Raw genomic sequence first — 19945 nt, forward strand, 5'->3', positions numbered from 1 at the left:
ATGCGGCCAAGCATTGAAGAATTGTGTGTTGCGATCGCGCCTTCGTCAGGTCGAACTGACGAGGGTTACCCCGAGGTGACTAGTCGTTCACTCCGTGGCGCTGAATGACGTGGCGATGAGTGTGGCCATCCGGGTGAGGGCAGTGACTTCGTCCGGATCGACCAGCCGCCTTTGTGCCTCTGCTCGGCAGGCGACGCCGAAGAATGCGTCGAAAATGATCTCGGCTGCGGTTTGAGCGTTCTTCGGGTCGTCGTCGCGGAGGTCGGCTATTGCGTGAACCAGCGGCTGCAGGAGTTGTTCGCGCATCGCTGCGAGTTCGGTGGGAAACATCGTCTCCCACCGGTACGTGTGGAGCAGGATTGCTCGATACCCCTGCGATACATCCTGGGTATAGGGGAGGACGACGGCTCGAACCCATGCATCGACACGTTCGAGCGGTGTGCTCGCCGATGACATACGTTCGATGACGTGGCTGGTTTTCGTGGTGGTGCCATCTTGCAGGACGGCGATGATCAGCTCTTCCTTCGAATTGAAGAGCCGGTAGAACGCGCGGGTTGCAAGGCCCGCGCGCTCGAGGATCGCGGCGACAGGGGGATCCACCTGACCGGTTTCAGCGATGAGGCTGCCGCAAGCGCGGATGAGGCGTTGCGCTTCCGTGAGGTATTCGTCGCGCTGCCGGTCGAACAGCCGATCGACGGCGGCGGTCGCGAGGGGGTTCACAGCCTCTTGGTCTGCGGAAGTCACCTGGTGTGTCCTCATTTTTGTGGCGAGATTGCCGTTCTCGAAGTCGAGGATAGCTATACCGATGCGGTCCCCAGGAGGTCGACAACAACCCGGGGATGGTCGGCGACGTGAACGACAGCCGCGAGCGGCACGATCGGCGCCAGGAGCAGCGACAGCTACGCGAGCAGCAGACGAGAATCTCTAGGAGCGGCGCGAGGGCGTATATGCAGAACGCCGTCCTATCCGAGCACGCCGCCGATGGGGTAGTCAGCGCACTCAGAGTTGCGGACCGTGTTGGGCACGGATGTCGATCAGAGTCCGGTGGTCAGGACCACACGGAATCGAGCTTTGCCGCTGAGTGCGTGGCGGTAGGCGGCCGGAGCCTCGGTCAGCGGCACCTCCTCGATCATGGGGCGGATGCCTGTGAGAGCCGCGAAGTCGAGCGTCCGTTCGACATCGCGCGCGGTGCCGGCCGGATGCCCGTGCACCGAACGGGACTGGAAGATCAGTTGTAACGGGCTGACCGGTATCGGATCCGGGACGGCGCCGATGACGATCAGTTCGCCGTCCGCCGAGAGGCCGTCGATGGTGGCGGCCATGGCCGCCGAGTTCGCGGCGGTCGCCTGGACGACCCGAGCGCCGCCCAGACGGCGTAGTTCGGCGGCGACGTCCTGTGTCGTGGAGTCGATGTAGTGCCGCGCACCCAACTGGGTGGCCAGCGGTTCCTTGTCCGGGCCGCGGGCGATCGCGACGGTGTCGAAACCCATCTTCGCCGCGAACTGGACACCGAGGTGCCCGAGGCCGCCGAGGCCGAGGATCGCGACCAGGTCACCGGGGCGGGCCGAGCTCCGGCGCAGCGAGTTGTACGTGGTCACGCCTGCGCAGGCCATCGGCCCGGCATCCGCGGCGGTGAACTCGTCGGGGATGCGGGCGATCGCCGTGGCGGGTACGACCACGGCGTCGGCATAGCCACCCGGGTAGTGCCAGCCGGGTATCTGAAGGTTCTCGCAGTGCATGAAGTCGCCGTCGCGGCACGGATCGCAGTACAGGCACGCGCCGCCGAACCAGCCGACGGCCACCCGATCCCCGGGAAGCCAGCGGGCGACGGCGTCGCCGACCGCGTCGATGCGGCCGGCGATCTCGTGGCCGGGCGTCACTGGGAACGTCACGCCGGGAAGGGCATTGGTGACGAACGCGTCGTCGGAGTGGCAGATGCCGCAGGCCTCGACGGTGACCCGCACCTGACCCGGACCGGGGTCGGGTATCTCGCGGGTGGTGAGGCGCAGTTCGGCGTTGGGATGGTCTACCTGGACGGTCCGGATGGTGGACATGACGAGATGTCTCCTCTCGGATGGTGAATTGAACCGAGTATGCGCAGGGAAACGTTTTGCGCGGCAAGGATTGTCGATGGCTCCGGAATCTGGGTGCGTGGGCACCGCCTCCGCGCGGACACGCTTCGGTAGGTATTCGGTCTCGAGCAGAACAGCCATGCGGCGCGTCCTGTCATGACGGGGCCCGCCGGATATTGGCGGCGATGCTTCGAGCGTAATGCGCATCCGCCCAGCGCGGGGGCGTTCCCGGACCGTCCGTGTGCACGGTTCGGCCGCCATCTCCTTTGCATAGCTACGGGATATGGACTTTCGGCGATTCGTGGTGGAAGTGTGGATGGGGTGCCCACCTCAGTGGCATCGACGCTGGTGACCGGCATCAACGGGAGGAACCGAGGCCGTGGACACGAAGCTGGAGATTGTGGTGTTGCCAGTCTCCGATGTGGACCGGGCCAAGGACTTCTATCAGGCACTCGGGTGGCGGGAGGATGCGGACGTCGCCACCGGCCCGGACTTCCGGGTGGTGCAGCTGACACCGCCCGGTTCGGCGTGCTCGGTCATCTTCGGCACCGGAGTCACTTCGGCCGCGCCAGGCTCGGCGGACGGCCTGCACCTCGTGGTGACCGACATCGAGGCGGCCAGGCCCGAGCTGGCGAGCCGCGGGGCGCCGGTCAGCGACGTCTTCCACGACGCCGGCGGGGTGTTCCACCACGCCGGGGCGACCGCGCGGGTCACCGGCCCGGACCCGAACCGCCAGAGCTACGGGTCGTGGCTGTCCTTCGCCGACCCCGACGGCAACAGCTGGTTCGTGCAGGAGGTCACCACGCGCGCGCCTGGCCGCGTCACGCCGGGGCCGGTGGCCTACGCCTCCGCCGTCGAGCTGGCCGGGGCGATGCGCCGTGCGGCCGCCGCACACGGCAAGTACGAGGAACAACTCGGTCGATACGACACGGACTGGCCCGACTGGTACGCGCAATTCATGGCGGACGAGTCGAACGCTCGGGCGACCGACGAATAGCCGGCCGCGGGCCTCTCAGTCGACTCGATGGCGTCCGCCGACGGCGCCGATCGGGACCTCCCGCATGCCCTCGGCGTGGCTCAATTCGGCTTCCGCGTTGCGTTCGACGAGTAGCGGGACGAAGTCCCGCACCCGGCGGCCATCGAAGTGCCTGTGGGCGTGGGCTACCGTGTCGAGCACTGTCGATGCTGAGAGTTCGGGGTGTTTCTTGGTGAGGCGTTCGACAACGAACTCGATGTGACGCCCCTCGTCGTCCGTGGTCATACCGAAGTGTTGAACATCTTCGTGGAATGGTCAAGACGATGGACCGTCCAATGTGGGGAGGGGCCGGTCAGAGATGTCCGGCGAAGAGCGCCGGTGCGACGCGGGCCGATCCGATACCGCGGTCCGACTTGCCGAGCCGGAACCGCACCCGCGACTTCAGCACGGTCCCCGACTGAGCCAATCCATCGATCAGCTCCTCACCGGCAAACAAAGTGAAGGTCCACCGATCATTGTGCTCAGAATCCGGAAGGAACGCGTTACCGGCCTGAAGCACGCGCGCACCCCACAACTGACGGGTCATGCCTGCACGAACGTCATTACCAGCGACGTCGAAATTCACCGCTTCGGCTCCCCGGATCTGCTGATAGCTACCCGCCGACACGCCATACCGACCAACACACGTGACGAAGAACGCCCCAGCCGCATCTTCCTGAACCGCGTCGACGCCGGCGTCCAAACGGCCATCGAAGACATCCCCGGTCAGGTCGGGATGCTGCTGCCGCCGAATGCCCGCCTCCACCGGCTGTCGGGTATCCAGCACCCGCACCGAGGGCACGAACAGCAGCCCGACCTCGACATCGTCGGCGAATCGCTTGTCCGCCACCCACTTCTCAAGTTCGCCCCCCAGCGTTTCAACCCTGCCCCACCACCGTCGCCCCTGCTTACTGAGGAATCGATGTGGATCGTTCGGCAGGAGCGTCCGCAACCCAAGAACCCGAGTCCACCCACTCTCCTCGAACCGCGCGACCTCCCGCTCCGCCGTCAGCCCACGGCGTGTGGTCACTGCCCTACACCGATCGTCTCGCATATATCGGGCGAGGGACGCGACTGAAAGAAACGGCGACGATCACGGCATCCACCTCCACTACGCACCGTACGACCCCACCCCGACAACCACCCCTGTGCGTGGGGTGAGGATTCGATGGGAGGGAGCCCGATGCACCGCGTTCCGGTACCTGCGGACCCGTCTGCTGGATATCCTCACTTCAGCCGGATGTCGTTTGTGACGGTCCGGGTCTGGGATTGCGGTGCTGTGCGGGGGAGTGCGCCCCGCAGGACGGGTATCGGTTCCGCCCCTTTTGGAGGGTGACGATGGATCTGCATCTCGACGGGAAGATCGCGGTGGTCACGGGCGCGAGCAAGGGCATCGGTCTCGCGATCACCGACCGCCTCGCCGAGGCGGGGGCACACATAGTCGCGGGATCACGCACCCGCAGCACACGGCTCGAGGAACTCGAGTCCGATGGACGGGCGACGTTCGTGCCCGCGGACCTGTCGACGAGCGATGGCCCTGTCGCGCTGGTCGAGGCCGCCGCGCGGCTGGGGGGCGTCGACATCCTGGTCAACAACGCGGGCGGGGTCACCCCGCGGCCGGGTGGGTTCGTCACGGTCACCGACGAAGACTGGAATGCCTCGTGGTCGCTCGGGGTGATGGCCGCGGTGCGCACCACGCGGGCGGCGATCCCGGAGATGGTCCGTCGCGGTGGCGGGGCGATCGTCACGATCGGCTCGGTCAACGCGTTCTACCCGGACCCCGGCGTTGTCGACTACTGCGCGGTCAAGGCTGCGGTAACGAACCTCACCAAGGCTCTGTCGAAGGAGCTCGGCCCGAAAGGTATTCGTGCGAACTCGATCAGCCCTGGCCCAGTGCTGACGGATCTGTGGCTGGGCGAGGGAGGTGTCGCCGAGGTGATCGCAAAGGCCAGCGGGGCCAGTCCGCAGGACGTCGCGGACGGCGCGGTGTCCGGCACACCCACCGGGCGGTTCACAACCCCCGACGAGGTCGCTGACCTGGCGCTGTTCCTGGCCTCGGACCGGGCGGCGAACATCACCGGCGCCGACATGACGATCGATGGCGGATTCATCACGACGGTGTGAGCAGGCGCAGCCCGTCCGTCATGGACCATCGGGGAGGTCCCCGGTTCAGCTCATCATGTCGGCAGCCGCAGTGAGGAATTCGGACGGTACAGGCGGCTGGCCCGATGGCCACCGGCCGGCACGCTGGTCCTCGAGGAGTGCCCGTAGAACAGACTGCAGCTGGGGGCCGCCGTCTGGAAGGAAGCGGATCATCCCGTGATCGGCGCACACTGACGCCGCTCCTGCGAGTATCGACTTGGCCTGGTCGGTCCGTCCAGCCGTGGCCAGGCAGGCTACGAGGAGCCGGGCGGATTGCAGGGCCGCGCGCTTACGGGCACCTCCCGCGAGTACCTGAACCCATTCCTCGGCCCACCCACACGCCGATTCGATCGAGTCCGGCTCCCCGGAGGCGAGCATCAGCCGGATCGCGGTGTCGTCCTCGAGTTGGGCGGTGATCGCCTCCGGGCCATCGGTCGAGCGGACCCGCCGCGGCCGCTGCACGGGCCGATAGCCGGGCCGCACCGGGAAATCCCACACCACCCGCTCGTTGTCCATCCGCGCCAACAGTCTTGGGAGCGAGAGCGATTCGGCCGCGGCCGTCCCGTCGCCCAGACGTAGCGCCGCCGCGGCGCGGTCGCCTCGGAGGGCCTTGATCCGGGCCCCGATGGCGTATTGGGAGATCATGAACTCGACCACCCCGCCACCCGAACCGAGCTCACTGCTCTCGTCCAGCAACCTCTCAGCCTCCTCGATCCGGCCCCGCTCGTAAAGCAACTGCCCGAGCAACGCGCCCCCCAGGCGTGCGGCGTGTGAGTGGGTCCCACCCGCCTCCACCGCGAGGCGACGAGCCGTCAGGAAACTGTCTTCGGCCTGATCGAGGTCGAGCTGCGCGTCCGAGACCAAGCCAAGGCAACAATGCCCGTACATCACGCTGAACGGGCCCCCTGTTCGATGGTGGTAGGTGCCGGCCCAGTGTTGGAGCCGGCGTGCGGCGTCGAAGTCGAAGCGGTGGAGGGCGAGAAAGGAGGCCACATTGGCCGCGACAGAGACGACCCAGGGGCGCAGGGTGTCCGGCCTGGACAGGCTGGGCGCGACGAGTTCGTCGACCCCGCTGACCTGGTCGGCGAAGACCATGAGGACGGCGCGCACCACATCGGCTTCGAGCTGCAGATCGGCGATCGCCTGATCGGGTTCGGCGCACTGGTCGAGCGCGGCGCATGCCCGATCGAGCGCGGACAGCCCGGCGGAGCCGCGCTGCAGGAGGACGTTCGCCCAGGCCTGCGCGAGTAGCAGTCGCGGCCGGGTATCCACGACGTCGGCGGGGAGCTTGTCGATCAGGGCGAGCAGGGTCGCCATCTGCGAGTGTTCGAGCAGGACGGTTCCGTCCCGCTCGACGAGCTCCACTGCGCGCCGTATGTCGCCTGCGGCCAGGCCATGGTGGACGGCCTCGCCGAGCAGACCGTGATCGGCGAACCACGATGACGCTGTGCGGTGCAGTGACCTGACACGGGCGGGCTGGTCGCGTTCGAGACGACGGCGTAGGTGGTCCGCGAACAGTCGGTGGTAGCGGAACCAGAAATCGTCCTCGGTTCTGCTCAGGAACAGGTCGCGCTCCTCGAGCGTTTCGAGCATCGCCTGCCCTCGGGGGATGTCGGCAAGATCCGCGGCGAGGTCGCCGCACACCCGCTCGGTGAGACACGTGGCAAGCAGGAAGTCGAGGATCTCCGGCTCCAGTGCGTCGAGTACGTTTTCGGCCAGGAACTCTCCCAGCACATGCTGGCGGCCTGCCAGCCTGCCGATCATCTCGGCGGGGTTCGCAGCCCCGCGCAAGGACAGTGACATCAGCTGTAGCGCGGCCGCCCATCCATCGGTCGACCGCGTCAGCTCGCTGACCTCGTCGGAATCGAGCGCCAGCCCGCCGACGTCGGTCAGAAAGGACATCGATTCGTCGAGATCGAATCGCAGGGCGGTGGCGTCTATTTCGATCAATTCGTCGCGTACCCGCATGCGGCTGAGCGGCAACCCGGTCTGGGTGCGGCTGGTCACGATGACCTGTAGGTGATGACAGGCGTTGTCCAGCAGGTAGGTCAGGGCCGCAACGGTTTCGGGTCCGGCCGCGCGGTGCCAGTCGTCGATGACGATCGCGAGACGCTCGCCGGTGTCGTGGAAATCGTCTATCAGCGAGGACAGTACGTACCGTTCGGCACGATCGGCGTGCTGCTCGAGCGTCTGCTGTAGTTCATCGGCGAGGGTCGGGCGCACCCGCCGAACCGCCTCGATCAGGTGCGCGAGGAACCACACCACGTTGGTGTCGTCCTCGTCGACGGCGAGCCAGGCGACGGTAACTCCCTCGTGGGTCAGTACTTCACGCCATTGAGCGGCGAGGGCGCTCTTGCCGAACCCGGCGGGTGCGTGGATCGCTACCAACCTCCGGCGCTCACCGCCGCGCAACATGTCGATCAGGCGGGTCCGGGGAACCAGCGGACGAGAGGAGGTCGGTGGCCGGAACCGGGTCGCCGGTGCCGGCGGCGTGTCGATCGAGACCATGCGAATTCCGCTGTGCCGAGCCGCCGACGCAACACGGCCTCCGTTGGTTTCGGCGCCCGGGAGGCCGGCGGCGAGGTCCGCGGGCAGTGGCAACTCGTCGACGACCAGTTCGTGGCGGGCCTGCACCGCACGAAACAGCTCACCCATTTCGAGGGCCGTCGCGGGCCGCTCGGTGGGATCGCGCGCCATCGCCTTCTCGACGGCCGCGGACACGTCCGGCGGTATGTCCGCCCCGTGCAGCACCGGAACCGGTTCGCGGGTGATCCGGACGAACTGGGCGATCAGCTTTTCCCCGCTGCGGCGTTCGAACGCGGCGTGCCCGGTGAGGGCGCAGAACAGAGTTGCCCCGAGCCCGTAAACGTCCGATGCGGGGGTCGGTGCCCGCCCCTCCAGTACCTCCGGAGCGGTGAAGGCAGGGGATCCGGCGATGTCGCCGGAGGTGGTCTCGAAGCCACCCGAGAGTCGGGAGATACCGAAGTCGGTCAGCTGCGGCTCCCCGTAGTCGGTGAGCAGGATGTTCGCGGGCTTGACGTCGCGGTGCAGCGCGCCGGCCCGGTGCGCGGTCTCGAGTGCGCCGGCCATCTTGATGCCGAGGTGCAGGGCCTCGCCCCAGGAGAGTGGGCCGCTGCGTCGGATCCGGGACTCCAGCGAATCGTGTGGGTGGTACTCCATCACCAGGTACGGGCGTCCCGATCCGGTCGCCCCCACCTGGTAGATCTTCACGATGTTCGGGTGCCCGGAGAGGCGCCCCATCGCCCGCTCCTCGCGCAGGAATCTATCGAGGCTCTCGGGATCCGGATCGGAAGTCAGCACCTTGATCGCCACCGTCCGGTCGAGGGACCGTTGCAGGCATCGGTAGACGACGCCGAATCCGCCGCGTCCGATCTCCTCGGCGTTCTCGAATCCCGCGGCCCGCAGCTCAGTCGCGATCCGCGGCGCCGGACCGCGCTGCGTCGCCAGCGGATCGGTCTCCGCCACGTCGGCTCACCTCTCGCTCGTCGCCCTCCCAGAATATCCCCGTCCGGGCCGCTCGGAATCGAGAAATCGCTCGATCAGGGGCCCGAACACGTCGGCACGGGTGAGCAGGTCGACGTGCCCGCCGGCGTGGAGTTCGAGGGTGGAGTTCGGGAGCAGTCGACGCATGATCCGGGCGTTGACGATCGGGATGATCGGGTCGTCGGTCCCGGCGATGAGGAGGGTGGGCTGCCGGATCAGGGGCAGGGTGAACAGGCTCGTCCAGACGGCACCGGCCGCGAGTTGGTGCAGGTAACCGCGCATCGACCCGCCCGTGCGCTGATAGCCCAGTGTCTCCACCAGATCCGCGCCGCCGTGCCTCGCGGTGCCTCCGTAGATCGTGTCGGCGACCATGGCCAGATGGTCGGGGTCGGTGAACCGGCGTGGGGTCATCATCTTCGCCAGCACCTCGAGCCGTGCCGGAACCATCAGCACGCCGGTTCCTGTCGCCGCCAGCACCACGCGGCGGCATCGGCGCGGATTCTGTAGGGCGAACTGCTGGGCCAAACCGCCGCCCCACGAGTAGCCGAATACGTCGACGCGATCGTGCTCGAGTGTGTCGAGCAGGCGACCGAGAGTGCATGCGAGGCGGGGAAACCCCTGTGGCAGTGCGCCGGTCGGCGAACCGCCTGACCCGGGGGCGTCGAATCGGATGACGGTGCGGTCGGGGCTGAGGTGGTCGACCAGCGGATCGAGCACCTCGAGTGATGCGCCGATCCCATTGCACATCACCAGGGGAGTCCCCGTTCCCGCCCGCACGTCAACCCGTAGTGGCTGCCCGCACACGGTCACGATCCGTCGGAAGTCACCCGTGTCCGCCGTCATCGGTAGATCACGACGCACTCGGCGACGCAGGCCGGCCTGGGCGAGCCGTCGACCTCGAACACCACCCCGAGCACGGCCTCGACCCCGGCGTCGCGTTGCTGCGCCGAGACGACCCGCGCGCTCGCCCGGACCTTCGAGCCCACCGGGACCGGCGCGGGAAAGCGGACCTTGTTCAACCCGTAGTTCACGGCCGCCTGGAGGTTCTCGATCGCCAGCAGCTCGGCGATCGCCCGGGAGGCGAGGGCGAGGGTGAGGTACCCGTGCGCGATGGTGCCCCGGAACGGCCCGGTGGCGGCGCGGGCCGGGTCCGTGTGGATCCACTGGCGGTCGCCGGTGGCGTCCGCGAACTCGTTCACCTGTTCCTGGGTGATCGGGTACCAGTCGGTGGTGCCGAGTTCCGTTCCGGCGAGATCGATCAGGTCCGTGGGGCGTTCGATGCTGGTGGTCATGACGAGCTTCCCTTCGAGAGTGTTTGTGGAGGTTCAGCGTTCGCGGACGTACGAGCCGGGTGCGGGCATCAATGGCGGCAGGTCGTCGCCGCCGAGCGCCGACGGCGCGGCCTTCTGCGGCCCACTCCGGTCGGCGAGCCAGGAGGTGTAGTGCCGCCACCAGGAGTCCGGGTGCTTCCCGGCTGCCGCAGCCCACTCGTCCGGGCTCTCCGAATCAGGGGCGCCGACGCGGAACGACGCGCGGGGGTTGCCGGGCGGGTTCACCAGCGAGGCGATGTGGCCGCTGGTGGACAGCACGAAGTCGACGTCGCCGCCGAGGAGTCTGGCACTGCGGTAGCAGGCCTGCCAGGGACTGATGTGGTCGGCCACGCCGGCCACCACGTAGGAGTCCGCGGTGACCTTCGACAGGTCGACCGCGGTGCCGAGCATGGTCGCGGCGCCGGGCTCGGCGAGTGCGTTGGTCAGGCCCGTCTGCACCATGTCGCGGTGCAGGGCGGCGGTCATCCGGGTGGTGTCCGCGTTCCAGAACAGGACATCGAACGGGGGCGGCGTCTTGCCCTGGATGTAGTTGTTCACCACGTACCGCCACACCAGATCGGTCGGGCGCAGCCAGGCGAAGACCTCCGCGAGCGACCGGCCGTCGAGGTATCCCCGCGCCGCCGAGACGCGGACGGCCTCCTTGGCGGTGTACTCGTCCAGCGCGGCAGACGCGAACCCGGCGCGATTCTGGTCGAGTACCGTCACCGCCAGCGCCAGACTCGCCACCCGGTCGCCCTCGCCGATGTCCGCCAGATGCGCCGCCACCATCGCGGCAAGCATCCCGCCCGAGCAGGTGGCGAACAGGTGGGTCCGATCGCTTCCGGTGATCTTCTCGACCGCGTCCAAAGCGTCGACAATGGCCTTACCGTAGGTGTCGAAACCCCATGTGCGGTGGCGGGTTTGCGGGTTCCTCCAGGAGATGGTGAACACCTGCTGGCCCTGGTCGAGGAAGTACTCGGTGAGGCTGCGTCCGGGAGACATGTCCACTGCGTAGAACTTGTTGATCACAGGCGGCACGATCAGCACCGGCGTCGTGCAGACCTTCTCGGTCCGCGGGGTGTACTGGATCAGCTCGAGCACGCGCGACTGAAAGATCACCGATCCCGGTGTCGCGGCGACGGTCCCGCCGACGGTGAACGCGTCGGGTTCGACCATTGCCGGCACCCGCGGCATGGTGGTGAGGTCGCGGATCAGGTGGCCGGCGCCGCGCACCGCGCTCGCGCCGCCGGTGTCGATGATCGCCTTGTAGCCGAGTGGGTTGAGCAGCGGGTTGTTGGTCGGTGCCGCCGCCTCGACGAGGTTGTCGACGACGAACTGCATGCGTTCGCGGTCGCGCCAGTTCAGATCGGCGTCGCCGAGCAACTGGTTTGCGGTCTCGGAAGTCGCGAGGTAGGACTGCATGATCCTCCGCAACAGCGGGTTGCCGGACCACGCCGGGTCGGCGAACCGCTTGTCGGACTTGGCGGGTTGCCGCGCCGAGCGGCCGCGCGCGATTTTGGCCAGCTCCACGGTGAGCCCGCGTCCGCGACCGGCCACGAAATGGGGTGCGGAGGCGAGGCTGGTGGCCAGGCGAAGCCACGAGCGGTTGGGCAGCATCCGTCGGGTCAGGCCCAGCGCCGACTCGGCCAGCAGGAGGTCGAGCGGCGCGGCGAGTTCGTCGGCGCCGGCTTCCCCGTTCTTCGTAGTGGTCACAGCCTTCTTGGTGGTCATGAGATGTAGTCCTTCGTGTCGTCTCGGGTGAGCGCGTTCAGCGCGGAGGTGGCGGCGTTGTATCCGCCCATGCCGTGCACGCCCGCCCCGGGCGGGGTGGCGGCCGAGCAGATGTAGACGCCGGGGATGCCTGTCTTGTAGGGGTCGAGCGCGATACGCGGCCGCATCGCGACCTGCAGTGGGTCGTTGGAGCCGGTGAGGATGTCGCCGCCCACGTAGTTCGGGTTGTAGGCGGCCATCGCGGACGCCGAGCGCGCGTGTCTGCCGACGATCCGATCGCGCAGGCCGGGCGCGAACTGTTCGATCCGGTCGATCACGATTTCGGTCGCGTCGACCGGATAGCCGTGCGGGACATGGGCGTACGCCCATACTGGGTGTACGTCACCCGCGGAGCGGGACGGGTCGGCCAGGTACTGCTGACCGACGAGAACGAACGGGCGCTCGGGCATCACGCCCGCCGCGACCGCCCGTTCGGCGGCGGCGATCTCGCCGAAGGCGCCGCCGACGTGCACGGTCCCGGCCCGGCGGGAGTCCTCGTTGATCCACGGGACCCCGCCTTCGACTGCCAGGTCGACCTTGAACGCCGATGGGCCGTAACGCCATCGCCGGTAGGCGCGGGCGACCCTGGGCGGCAATCGATCCCCGGCGATGTGGGCCACGGCGGTGGGCGAGAGGTCGAGCATCACGATGTCGGCGGCGGGCAGCTCCGACAGCGACCGGACGAACCTACCGGTCTCGATGCTGCCGCCGTTCGCGAGGAGCAGCGATGCGAGCGCGTCGGTGACGGCGCGCGAACCGCCCTTGGCTACCGGCCACCCGTATCGGTGCCCGGCGGCGATCATCATCAGTGCCACTGCGGAGGTGGTCGGCCGCGACAAGGGTTGAAGGGCATGCGCCGCGATCCCGCCGAACAGGGCCCTGGCCTCTGGGGTGCGCCAGCGCCGCGCGGTCCACGTCGCGGGGGTCGCGGCGTCGAGCCCGAACCGGGCGAGCGCCAACGGGTGCCGCGGCGCGTGCAGTATCGGCCGGAACAGCTCGCCCGCGAGGACGTCGAAGTTCGCCGCGCGAGGACCGAAGTAGCGAGCCCAGGCCGCGCCGTCGCGGCCGAGGCCTGTCGCGGTGTCCTCGATCGACCGGTGCAGGACCCCCGCCGCACCGGATTCCAACGGGTGCGCGACGGCGACCTCGGGGTGGAGCCACTGGAGCCCGTGCGATTCGAGGTCGAGGGACCGGAAGAACGGGGACGCCACGCCCATCGGGTGGACCGCCGAGCAGTGGTCGTGCAGTACGCCCGGCACGGTCAGTTCGCTGGTGCGGGTGCCGCCGCCGATCGTGTCGGCGGCCTCGACAACGGTGACGTCGATGCCGGCCTCGGCCAGGGTCACGGCGGCGGCGAGGCCGTTCGGTCCGCTGCCGACGATGATTGCGTTCGTCATCGCCGCTCACCCTTCGCGCTCAGCGCGCCAGGAACGTATCCCGGCCTGGTCCATGCGACGGTGAGCGGGATCGGACCATCGGGCAGCCACGGCTGCTCGCTGACGGCATCCGACACCCGCCAGGTCCCACGTTCGACCACCCCGAGTGCCGCGTCGATGACCCGGTAGGACTGGGTCTTGGACTGGACGGGCTGGGACTCGACGTACATCACCTGCAGTTCGCCGGGGGCGAAGTTCAGGCGGCTCTGGACCGCTCTGATCAGCCCCTCGTCGTGCAGGTGCCCGTCCCCGAAGTTCCAGCCGACCAACGTGTTGCACACGAACTCCGCCTCCCGCACGGTGCGGGTGTCGAGATCGTCGACGTGCCGGATCAGCAGCGAGTTCAGTCCTCGCCCCTGGCTGTGCATGGATCGCCAGGCAAGCGTCATCTGCATGGTGATCTCGGCGGCATCGGGCTCGTAGCCCATCGCCTGCAGCTGGTCGACCTGGTTGCGGGCTGGATTGTCGAGCTCGTTGAGTCGCGCCTCGCACCCGGGCGCGAAGACCCAGATCGCCGACGCCCAGTTGCCGGCGTACTGACGCATCGATGGCAGGAAGGAGACCAGGTCCGGACGAAGGGTTCCCAGCACCGGGAAGAACAGCAGTCCGGCCACGATCACGGGCAGCATCCAGGGCTGGGAGAAGTCGAACACGCTGAACCCGTCGCCTGCCGGGTACCCCACGAAGAGAAACACCGCGGCGAACGCGAACAGGACGTTCCATTCCAGCGGCACCGCCAATGGGAAGGTCGAGATGATGAACAGGTGGAACGCCACCATCGCGATTGCCGCGATCACGGTGATCGTGGGGTTGGTGGAGAACAACAGGACCAGCGGGATCGCGATCTCGACGGTGGTGCCTGCCACGTGCGCCATGAACCAGGCGAGGCGTGAGGGCCGCAGGTCCGCGGGGTACTCGCGGTAGTGCTCGCGCTTGAGTCTGCGGAACGGGTTGAACGGCGCATTGGAGACCATCGGCGGGATCACGTTGATGAAGTGCTCGCCGATCTTCGAGAACCCGGCGCCCATCCAGGCGACGAGGATCACCAGCTTGAAGGCGATGATCATGTCGACGAAGCCGAGAGTCGCCGAGAACAGCAGGACCGGAAGGTACTGCTCGGCCCGCGCGGCGAGGAAGACGACCTTGTCGCGCAGCCCGATGATCACGAGCAGCGCCATGATCGGCACCAGAGATCCGGCCCGCAGCAGGCCGCCGGTGCTGTCCGGGACGGCCTCGCTGAGGCCGTGGCTGGCCACCCCGGGCAGGGCGAGCGCGACCACGAGGCTGATCAGCAACGCCAGGTAGAGCAGGACGTCGCCGGTCGTGCGACGGTCGCCGCCGGTGAAGGGGACCTTCGTCGGCCACGGCGCGAGGCGTATGGTGCCGGGGCGCAACCAGTAGGTGATCCCGCCGGTCATCGGCTTGAAGTGCCCGGCCAGCGGACCCCAACTGCCTGCCAGTCCGCAGACCTCGAGCAGGACGGTCCACAACACCAGCTTCTGGTAGACGATGGGTTCGTTCCACCACGAAGCGATGTCGAACGGCGAGCCGACGTCCGAGGTGAGCGTCGCGACTGCCACGCCGCCGACGATGTACAGCAGCGCCAGCTTGGCCAGGTAGATGACGTGCACGATGCGGGGTGTGCCGAACCCGTTGTCGACCCAGTGAGTCGCCAAAGTTCGCATGCGGTCGAAGAACGGCTGTCGAAGGAAGGTCGACGGGTCGACCTGAGGGGATGTCTGTGTGAGGAATCCCATGACGTCACGCTCCTTGGCGTGTAGTGGAGGGGGTGGTGGGAACCGAGCGGCCGGCGGGCGTCAGCGTGCGCAGGGCACGTTTGTCCACCTTCCCGATCGGGTTCTTGGGGAGGTCGTCCAGGATGTGAATCGCGACCGGGACCTTGATCTTGGTGAGGTGGGTGCGGCACAGCGTGCGCAGATCATCGGCGTCGAGCGCGACGTCGGGATAGGTCGAGACGTAGGCGACGGGAACCTCGCCGTAGAGGGCGTCGCCGGCGCCCACGACCGCGGCCTCCAGCACATGCGGGTGGCTGTGCAGGACGGATTCGATCTCCTTGGGATAGATGTTCTCGCCGCCCCGGATGATCATGTCCTTGATCCGATCGACCAGGGTCAGGTAGCCGTCCTCGTCGAGCACGCCGACGTCGCCGGTGTGCAGCCAGCCGTCGCCGAGCGCGTCCGCGGTGGCCTCCGGACGATTCAGGTAGCCCTGCATCACGTTGGGGCCCTTGACGACAACCTCACCGCGCTCGCCGGGTGGCAGGACGGTGCCGTCGTCGCCCATGATCGCGACGCGTTGCCCGGGCAGTGGTACTCCGACGGTGCCGAGTTTGCGTGGCCCGTCGACCGGATTGGCGGTGCACGCGCAGGTGCTCTCGGTGAGCCCGTACCCCTCCACGAGCCCGAATCCGAATCGCTTCTCGGTCGCGGCGAGCAATTCCCTTGACGCGGGCGCCGCACCGCAGATCGCGAATCGGATCGAGGAGGTGTCGGCGACGACATTTGCGGGCTGCGAGACGAGGTGCGCGTAGATCGTCGGCACAGCCGAAAAATAAGTCGGGCGAAGGGTTTTCACCGCAGCCAGGAACTCCAGCGGGCGGAATCGCTCCTGGAGGGTGAGCTGTCCGCCCACCGAGATCGGCGTGACGAAGCCGACGCAGATCGCGTTGACATGGAACAGCGGCAGGACGAGCAGGCAGTGGTCGTCTCGGGTGATACCCAGGTGCTCGGACATCATCGATGCCATCGACCCGACGTTCCCGTGGCTGAGCATGACGCCCTTCGGCCGGCCGGTCGATCCGCTGGTGTAGACGAGTAGCGCGATCTCGTCGGCGGTCGTGGCCGGTTCCGGCAGCGGACAGAGGCCAAGGGGTACCCACCGCAGGTCCCTCACCGCGATACTCGGGCGCCCGGCGTCGGGTGCTTCAGGTCCGGCGTTGACGACGACCACGGCGTCGGCGTCGTTGATCTGGTAGGTGGCCTCGGTGGCGGTGAACACGGGGTTGATCGGTGTCACCGCAGCGCCGAGCCGCCATGCCGCGACCATCGCGACGAGCAGCTCGACCCGGTTCGGGAGCATGATGGCGACGGTCGAGCCGGGGACTACGCGGTGGTCGGCGAGCTGCTCGGCCACTGCGTCCACCCACTGCGAGAACTCGGCGTAGGTCAGTGCGCATCGTTCGTCGCGCACGCAGGGCAGCTCGTCGAAGGCCCGCGGCCGCAGCCAGGGCAGGTAGGCGAGTGTTGTCACGATGAGGTCTCCTCAGGGGCTGGTGTGGGGAATTGCCGTCTCCCGCCGGGTCTTCGGCCGGATGGGGTGGTGGCGATGAATTCACGCTAGGAGCGGGAGGCGTCCGGATTCCTGTGCCCGAGACACCAAGGTTCGCGACACGTTCGTGCCCGGCCGCCGATCTTGCGGCCGAATTGTCTTGTCAGAACCAGCGACACGGCGCAGAGTTGGTTCCGGGACACAAACGCGGCGATGTCGACGGGAGGTGTTCGATGGCTTCCGCAGAGGACCCCGACCTGCATCGCCGGGCGGCTGCACTGGTCGTGGAGGTCGCGACCACGCTCAGTATCGACGCGCCGAGGCTGACGAGGCCCCTGGCCGCTGAGCTGGCCCGATCCATCGAGGACGTCCGGGAGGGTCCGCAGATCCTCGACCTCCTGCGGGCAAGCGTCGAGAGCAACCTGGAGATGCTCGCCGACACGCTGCGGTACGACATACCCGTGGGCGAGATCTCGTCGCCGTCGGTGGCCAAGGAGTATGCCCGGCGGCTCGCCCAGCGGGGGATCTCACCGAATGCGTTGGTGAGGGCCTACCGTCTCGGGCAGCAGCACGTTCTCAATTGGGCCTTCGACGAGATCTCGAAACGTGAAACGGATGCCAGGGTGGCCTTCGCCGCCGGTCAGCTCATCATGGGAACCACGTTCGAGTACATCGACGCGATCACGGAGCAGGTCGTCGACGAGTACGAATCCGAACTCGAGCGTTGGCTGGCGACCCGCAACACCGTCCGGTCCGTCACGCTCGACGAGTTGCTCGGAGGCAGGCGGATCGATGTGGCCTCCGCCGAGGCCTCTCTCGGGTACCGCCTGCGGCAGCATCACCTGGGCGTGGTTCTCTGGAGATCCGATCGCGGGGATTCCGGCGCAGACCTGCGACGATTCGAACGCGTGCTGCAGCAATTGAGCCGGACGGCTGGCGCGGCGGGGGATCCGCTCTTCCTTCCGAAGGACAGTATTACGGCTTGGGGATGGATCGGTCTGGGACGCACACCCGCCCCGCCCGCCGTGGACGGCCTGGAAGCGGTGTTGGACCACGACGGGAGAGGCGTGTTCGTGGCGGCCGGCAGTCCTGTCGCCGGCGCCACCGGCTTCCGGGTCAGTCACCTCGAGGCGGTCCGTGCCCAACAGGTCGCCCTGGTCGCGCAGGGCGACGCCCGCGCGCTGACCAGTTTCTCGGATGCCGAGGTGCGGGTGGCCGCCATGCTCGCTGCGGATGTCGAGGGCGCGCGACGGATGGTCGGTCGGGCCTTGGGCCCGCTTGCCGCCGACACCGAGCACGCGGCCCGGCTCCGGGACACGCTGCTGACCTTCCTCGATGCGCAGGGGAGCTACACGGCGACTGCCGATCGCGTCCACCTGCACAAGAACACGGTCAAGTACCGCGTCGACAAAGCGCTCGAGGAGCGGGGCCGGCCGCTCGACGACGAGCGTCTCGACCTCGAGTTGGCCCTCATCGGGTGCCGGTGGCTCGGACGGTCGATACTCACGCCGCCCGCAACGTGAGTGTCTCAGTCGCTCCGAGGTCTGTTCCGTGGCCAAGGCTGTCCTTCGTGCACAGAACCCCGGAACGCCCGAATCGTGATGGTTCCTCTGCCAACACGTAGCGCCGAGCCAAGGCCAGAAGTGGCTATCTCGGAATGGAACATGCTGGGGGAGGCAGCTCAGTCCCGCAGGCTGGTCGCCGGGGCCGGGGCCGGGGCCGGAGCCGGAGCGGGTGGCCGTGCGCGGCGTTATGGACGTGGTGTTCGTACCTCGCACTCAGTTGGTAACCTCGACTGCGCGCTCTACGTCTGGTCATCGGACACCGTCGTCCGCAAGATCGCAGCCAACCATGCTCCCTCTGGTACGCGACACCCTCGCCGAGTCGGCGAGCGGAGGTCGGCAGGCAAAGCCGCCGCCGGCGCACTACTGACCAGCCTCACAAACACCTGGAGGTAGGCAATGGACATCGTCGTTCTCATCGGCCGAATTCTCTTCGCCGCGTTGTTCCTCTCATCCGCGCTGGGCCACCTGACCCAGTCCAAGGCCATGGCGCAATACGCCGCAGGCAAGGGCGTGCCCATGCCGCAACTCTCCGTCCTGTTCTCAGGTGTGCTCTTGGTCGTTGGCGCGCTGAGCGTGCTCCTCGGTGTGTGGGCCGATCTCGGCTCGCTCCTGCTGGTGGCCTTCCTCGTCCCGACCGCGGCGATCATGCACAACTTCTGGTCCGAATCCGACCCTCAGGCCCGGCAGATGGAGATGATCCAGTTCAACAAGGACATCGCGTTGGCCGGTGCGGCACTGATGCTGTTCGCCTTCTTCGCCCACACCGGTGATCTCGGGCTGACCATCACCGGACCGCTGTTCACGATCTCCTGATCCGGTGCGTATGGGGAATCCCGTCCCTTCTCCGGATGGTTCACGGCGCGACGAGGACGACCTTGCCGAAGGCTCGGCCGCTGTACAGGAATTCGTGCGCCTCGGCGGCCAGGGGCATGGGTAGGACGGTGTCGACCACTGGGGCGATCACCCCTTGGTCGATCAGAGGCCACATGTACTTGCGGACCCGGGCGACGATGGCGGCCTTCTGGTCGGGTGGTCGGGAGCGTAGTGATGTTGTCGCCACGCTGGCACGCTTGCTGAACAGCAGTCCGAGGTCGAGTTCGGTGGGTGCGAGGGTTCCACCGATGATGACGAGATGTCCGTCAGGTCCGAGACATTCGAGGTTTTCCTGCAGATACGGCGCACCAGCGATGTCGAGGATCGCGTCGACGCCGCGGCCGTTGGTGGCGTCGAGCGCACGCGCCACGAAATCGTCGGTTCGATAGTTCACAGCGACGTCCGCACCGAGACGCATGACGGGGTCGAGCTTGGCGTGGTTTCCGACGGTGGTGATCACCCGGGCGCCGGATGCTTTGGCCCATTGGACGGCAATCGTCCCGATGCCACCGCCGCCGCCGTGCACGAGAACCCACTGCCCAGGGCGCAGGTGGGCCTTGAGCGTCAGGTTGGCGTACACCGTGCACGACGCCTCGGGCAGCGCCGCCGCGTGCGGAAAGTCCAGGCCGTCAGGGATGGGAAGCAGCTGGCGTGCCGGCACCACGGCCTGTTCGGCGTACCCGCCGCCGTTGAGCAGCGCACAGACCCGATCGCCCTTCGACCACCCGATCACCCGATCGCCGACCCAGCGGATCGTGCCCGCGCACTCGAGGCCGAGAACGCGGGGTGCCCCGGTCGGGGCCGGATACCGGCCTTCGCGCTGGAGGAGGTCGGCCTGGTTGATCCCGGCGGCCCGGACGTCGACCACGACGTCGGACGACGTCGGCTCGGCCAGTGGCGTCTCCCGCCACTTCAGCACCCCGGGAGGTCCCGGTTCGTCGAAGTCGATTCCTCGCATGTATCCACTGTC

16 protein-coding genes are annotated in these 19945 nt (G+C 67.8%); 4 read left to right on the forward strand and 12 right to left on the reverse strand.

Features of this window, described 5'->3' with window-relative positions; all coding sequences use genetic code 11:
* Positions 1 to 87: 87 nt before the first annotated feature.
* Positions 88 to 744, reverse strand: a complete 657-nt coding sequence (locus tag ABIC28_RS22160; RefSeq protein ID WP_269590160.1) for a TetR/AcrR family transcriptional regulator — start codon at positions 742 to 744, stop codon at positions 88 to 90.
* A gap of 290 nt (positions 745 to 1034) precedes the next feature.
* Positions 1035 to 2054: an alcohol dehydrogenase catalytic domain-containing protein gene (locus ABIC28_RS22165; RefSeq protein WP_354580896.1), complete on the reverse strand. Its 1020-nt coding sequence runs from the start codon at positions 2052 to 2054 to the stop codon at positions 1035 to 1037.
* 397 nt (positions 2055 to 2451) lie between these two features.
* Here ABIC28_RS22165 and ABIC28_RS22170 point away from each other — a divergent pair, with 397 nt between their 5' ends.
* Positions 2452 to 3069, forward strand: a complete 618-nt coding sequence (locus tag ABIC28_RS22170) for a VOC family protein (protein ID WP_097213165.1) — start codon at positions 2452 to 2454, stop codon at positions 3067 to 3069.
* Between the two features lie 15 nt (positions 3070 to 3084).
* On the opposite strand, the gene ABIC28_RS22175 is transcribed toward ABIC28_RS22170, so the two are convergent.
* Positions 3085 to 3333: a three-helix bundle dimerization domain-containing protein gene (locus ABIC28_RS22175; RefSeq protein WP_179800645.1), complete on the reverse strand. Its 249-nt coding sequence runs from the start codon at positions 3331 to 3333 to the stop codon at positions 3085 to 3087.
* Positions 3334 to 3400: 67 nt separating this feature from the next.
* Entirely contained in the window at positions 3401 to 3937 is a 537-nt protein-coding gene (locus tag ABIC28_RS22180) for a hypothetical protein (protein ID WP_097213166.1), read from the reverse strand.
* A 488-nt stretch (positions 3938 to 4425) separates the two neighbouring features.
* Here ABIC28_RS22180 and ABIC28_RS22185 point away from each other — a divergent pair, with 488 nt between their 5' ends.
* Positions 4426 to 5211, forward strand: a complete 786-nt coding sequence (locus ABIC28_RS22185; protein ID WP_097213167.1) for an SDR family NAD(P)-dependent oxidoreductase — start codon at positions 4426 to 4428, stop codon at positions 5209 to 5211.
* Between the two features lie 45 nt (positions 5212 to 5256).
* Here ABIC28_RS22185 and ABIC28_RS22190 read toward each other — a convergent pair whose 3' ends face one another.
* The 7 genes from ABIC28_RS22190 to ABIC28_RS22220 are packed head-to-tail and all read right to left on the reverse strand — an operon-like array spanning position 5257 to position 16519.
* Positions 5257 to 8715, reverse strand: a complete 3459-nt coding sequence (locus tag ABIC28_RS22190) for a protein kinase domain-containing protein (protein ID WP_354580899.1) — start codon at positions 8713 to 8715, stop codon at positions 5257 to 5259.
* Between the two features lie 6 nt (positions 8716 to 8721).
* Positions 8722 to 9576: an alpha/beta fold hydrolase gene (locus tag ABIC28_RS22195; RefSeq protein ID WP_354580901.1), complete on the reverse strand. Its 855-nt coding sequence runs from the start codon at positions 9574 to 9576 to the stop codon at positions 8722 to 8724.
* The gene (locus ABIC28_RS22200) at positions 9573 to 10025 is read right to left on the reverse strand and encodes a MaoC family dehydratase (RefSeq protein ID WP_354580903.1); all 453 of its coding nucleotides are present in this window, start codon (positions 10023 to 10025) and stop codon (positions 9573 to 9575) included. Before ABIC28_RS22200 ends, ABIC28_RS22195 begins: the two co-directional genes overlap by 4 nt.
* Before the next feature lie 33 nt (positions 10026 to 10058).
* The gene (locus ABIC28_RS22205) at positions 10059 to 11774 is read right to left on the reverse strand and encodes a PHA/PHB synthase family protein (protein ID WP_354580905.1); all 1716 of its coding nucleotides are present in this window, start codon (positions 11772 to 11774) and stop codon (positions 10059 to 10061) included.
* Entirely contained in the window at positions 11771 to 13210 is a 1440-nt protein-coding gene (locus ABIC28_RS22210) for a phytoene desaturase family protein (RefSeq protein ID WP_097213172.1), read from the reverse strand. The genes ABIC28_RS22205 and ABIC28_RS22210 overlap by 4 nt, the downstream gene beginning before the upstream one ends.
* On the reverse strand, positions 13207 to 15006 hold the full coding sequence (locus ABIC28_RS22215; RefSeq protein WP_354580908.1) for a DUF3556 domain-containing protein: 1800 nt from the start codon (positions 15004 to 15006) through the stop codon (positions 13207 to 13209). Before ABIC28_RS22215 ends, ABIC28_RS22210 begins: the two co-directional genes overlap by 4 nt.
* Positions 15007 to 15010: 4 nt before the next feature.
* Entirely contained in the window at positions 15011 to 16519 is a 1509-nt protein-coding gene (locus ABIC28_RS22220; RefSeq protein ID WP_354580910.1) for a class I adenylate-forming enzyme family protein, read from the reverse strand.
* Positions 16520 to 16770: 251 nt separating this feature from the next.
* Here ABIC28_RS22220 and ABIC28_RS22225 point away from each other — a divergent pair, with 251 nt between their 5' ends.
* Together ABIC28_RS22225 and ABIC28_RS22230 are read left to right on the forward strand one after the other, a co-directional pair.
* Positions 16771 to 18060: a PucR family transcriptional regulator gene (locus tag ABIC28_RS22225; RefSeq protein WP_097213174.1), complete on the forward strand. Its 1290-nt coding sequence runs from the start codon at positions 16771 to 16773 to the stop codon at positions 18058 to 18060.
* A 438-nt stretch (positions 18061 to 18498) separates the two neighbouring features.
* On the forward strand, positions 18499 to 18915 hold the full coding sequence (locus tag ABIC28_RS22230; protein WP_354580912.1) for a DoxX family protein: 417 nt from the start codon (positions 18499 to 18501) through the stop codon (positions 18913 to 18915).
* Positions 18916 to 18955: 40 nt separating this feature from the next.
* Here ABIC28_RS22230 and ABIC28_RS22235 read toward each other — a convergent pair whose 3' ends face one another.
* A complete protein-coding gene (locus tag ABIC28_RS22235; protein WP_354580914.1) occupies positions 18956 to 19933 on the reverse strand; it encodes an NAD(P)H-quinone oxidoreductase in 978 nt (325 codons plus the stop codon).
* Positions 19934 to 19945 lie beyond the last annotated feature (12 nt).

It is taken from the genome of Rhodococcus sp. PvR044, assembly GCF_040548995.1.
In the GTDB taxonomy this organism is placed as follows: Bacteria; Actinomycetota; Actinomycetes; order Mycobacteriales; family Mycobacteriaceae; genus Rhodococcus_G; species Rhodococcus_G oryzae.

What these genes read in the sequence shown, in the direction of transcription:
- ABIC28_RS22175 (WP_179800645.1), bottom strand. Translation starts at nt 3,333, where the DNA reads ATGACCACGGACGACGAGGGGCGTCACATCGAGTTCGTTGTCGAACGC.
- ABIC28_RS22205 (WP_354580905.1), bottom strand. Translation starts at nt 11,774, where the DNA reads ATGACCACCAAGAAGGCTGTGACCACTACGAAGAACGGGGAAGCCGGC.
- ABIC28_RS22215 (WP_354580908.1), bottom strand. Translation starts at nt 15,006, where the DNA reads ATGGGATTCCTCACACAGACATCCCCTCAGGTCGACCCGTCGACCTTC.
- ABIC28_RS22200 (WP_354580903.1), bottom strand. Translation starts at nt 10,025, where the DNA reads ATGACCACCAGCATCGAACGCCCCACGGACCTGATCGATCTCGCCGGA.
- ABIC28_RS22210 (WP_097213172.1), bottom strand. Translation starts at nt 13,210, where the DNA reads ATGACGAACGCAATCATCGTCGGCAGCGGACCGAACGGCCTCGCCGCC.
- ABIC28_RS22225 (WP_097213174.1), top strand. Translation starts at nt 16,771, where the DNA reads ATGGCTTCCGCAGAGGACCCCGACCTGCATCGCCGGGCGGCTGCACTG.
- ABIC28_RS22185 (WP_097213167.1), top strand. Translation starts at nt 4,426, where the DNA reads ATGGATCTGCATCTCGACGGGAAGATCGCGGTGGTCACGGGCGCGAGC.
- ABIC28_RS22165 (WP_354580896.1), bottom strand. Translation starts at nt 2,054, where the DNA reads ATGTCCACCATCCGGACCGTCCAGGTAGACCATCCCAACGCCGAACTG.
- ABIC28_RS22230 (WP_354580912.1), top strand. Translation starts at nt 18,499, where the DNA reads ATGGACATCGTCGTTCTCATCGGCCGAATTCTCTTCGCCGCGTTGTTC.
- ABIC28_RS22195 (WP_354580901.1), bottom strand. Translation starts at nt 9,576, where the DNA reads ATGACGGCGGACACGGGTGACTTCCGACGGATCGTGACCGTGTGCGGG.
- ABIC28_RS22235 (WP_354580914.1), bottom strand. Translation starts at nt 19,933, where the DNA reads ATGCGAGGAATCGACTTCGACGAACCGGGACCTCCCGGGGTGCTGAAG.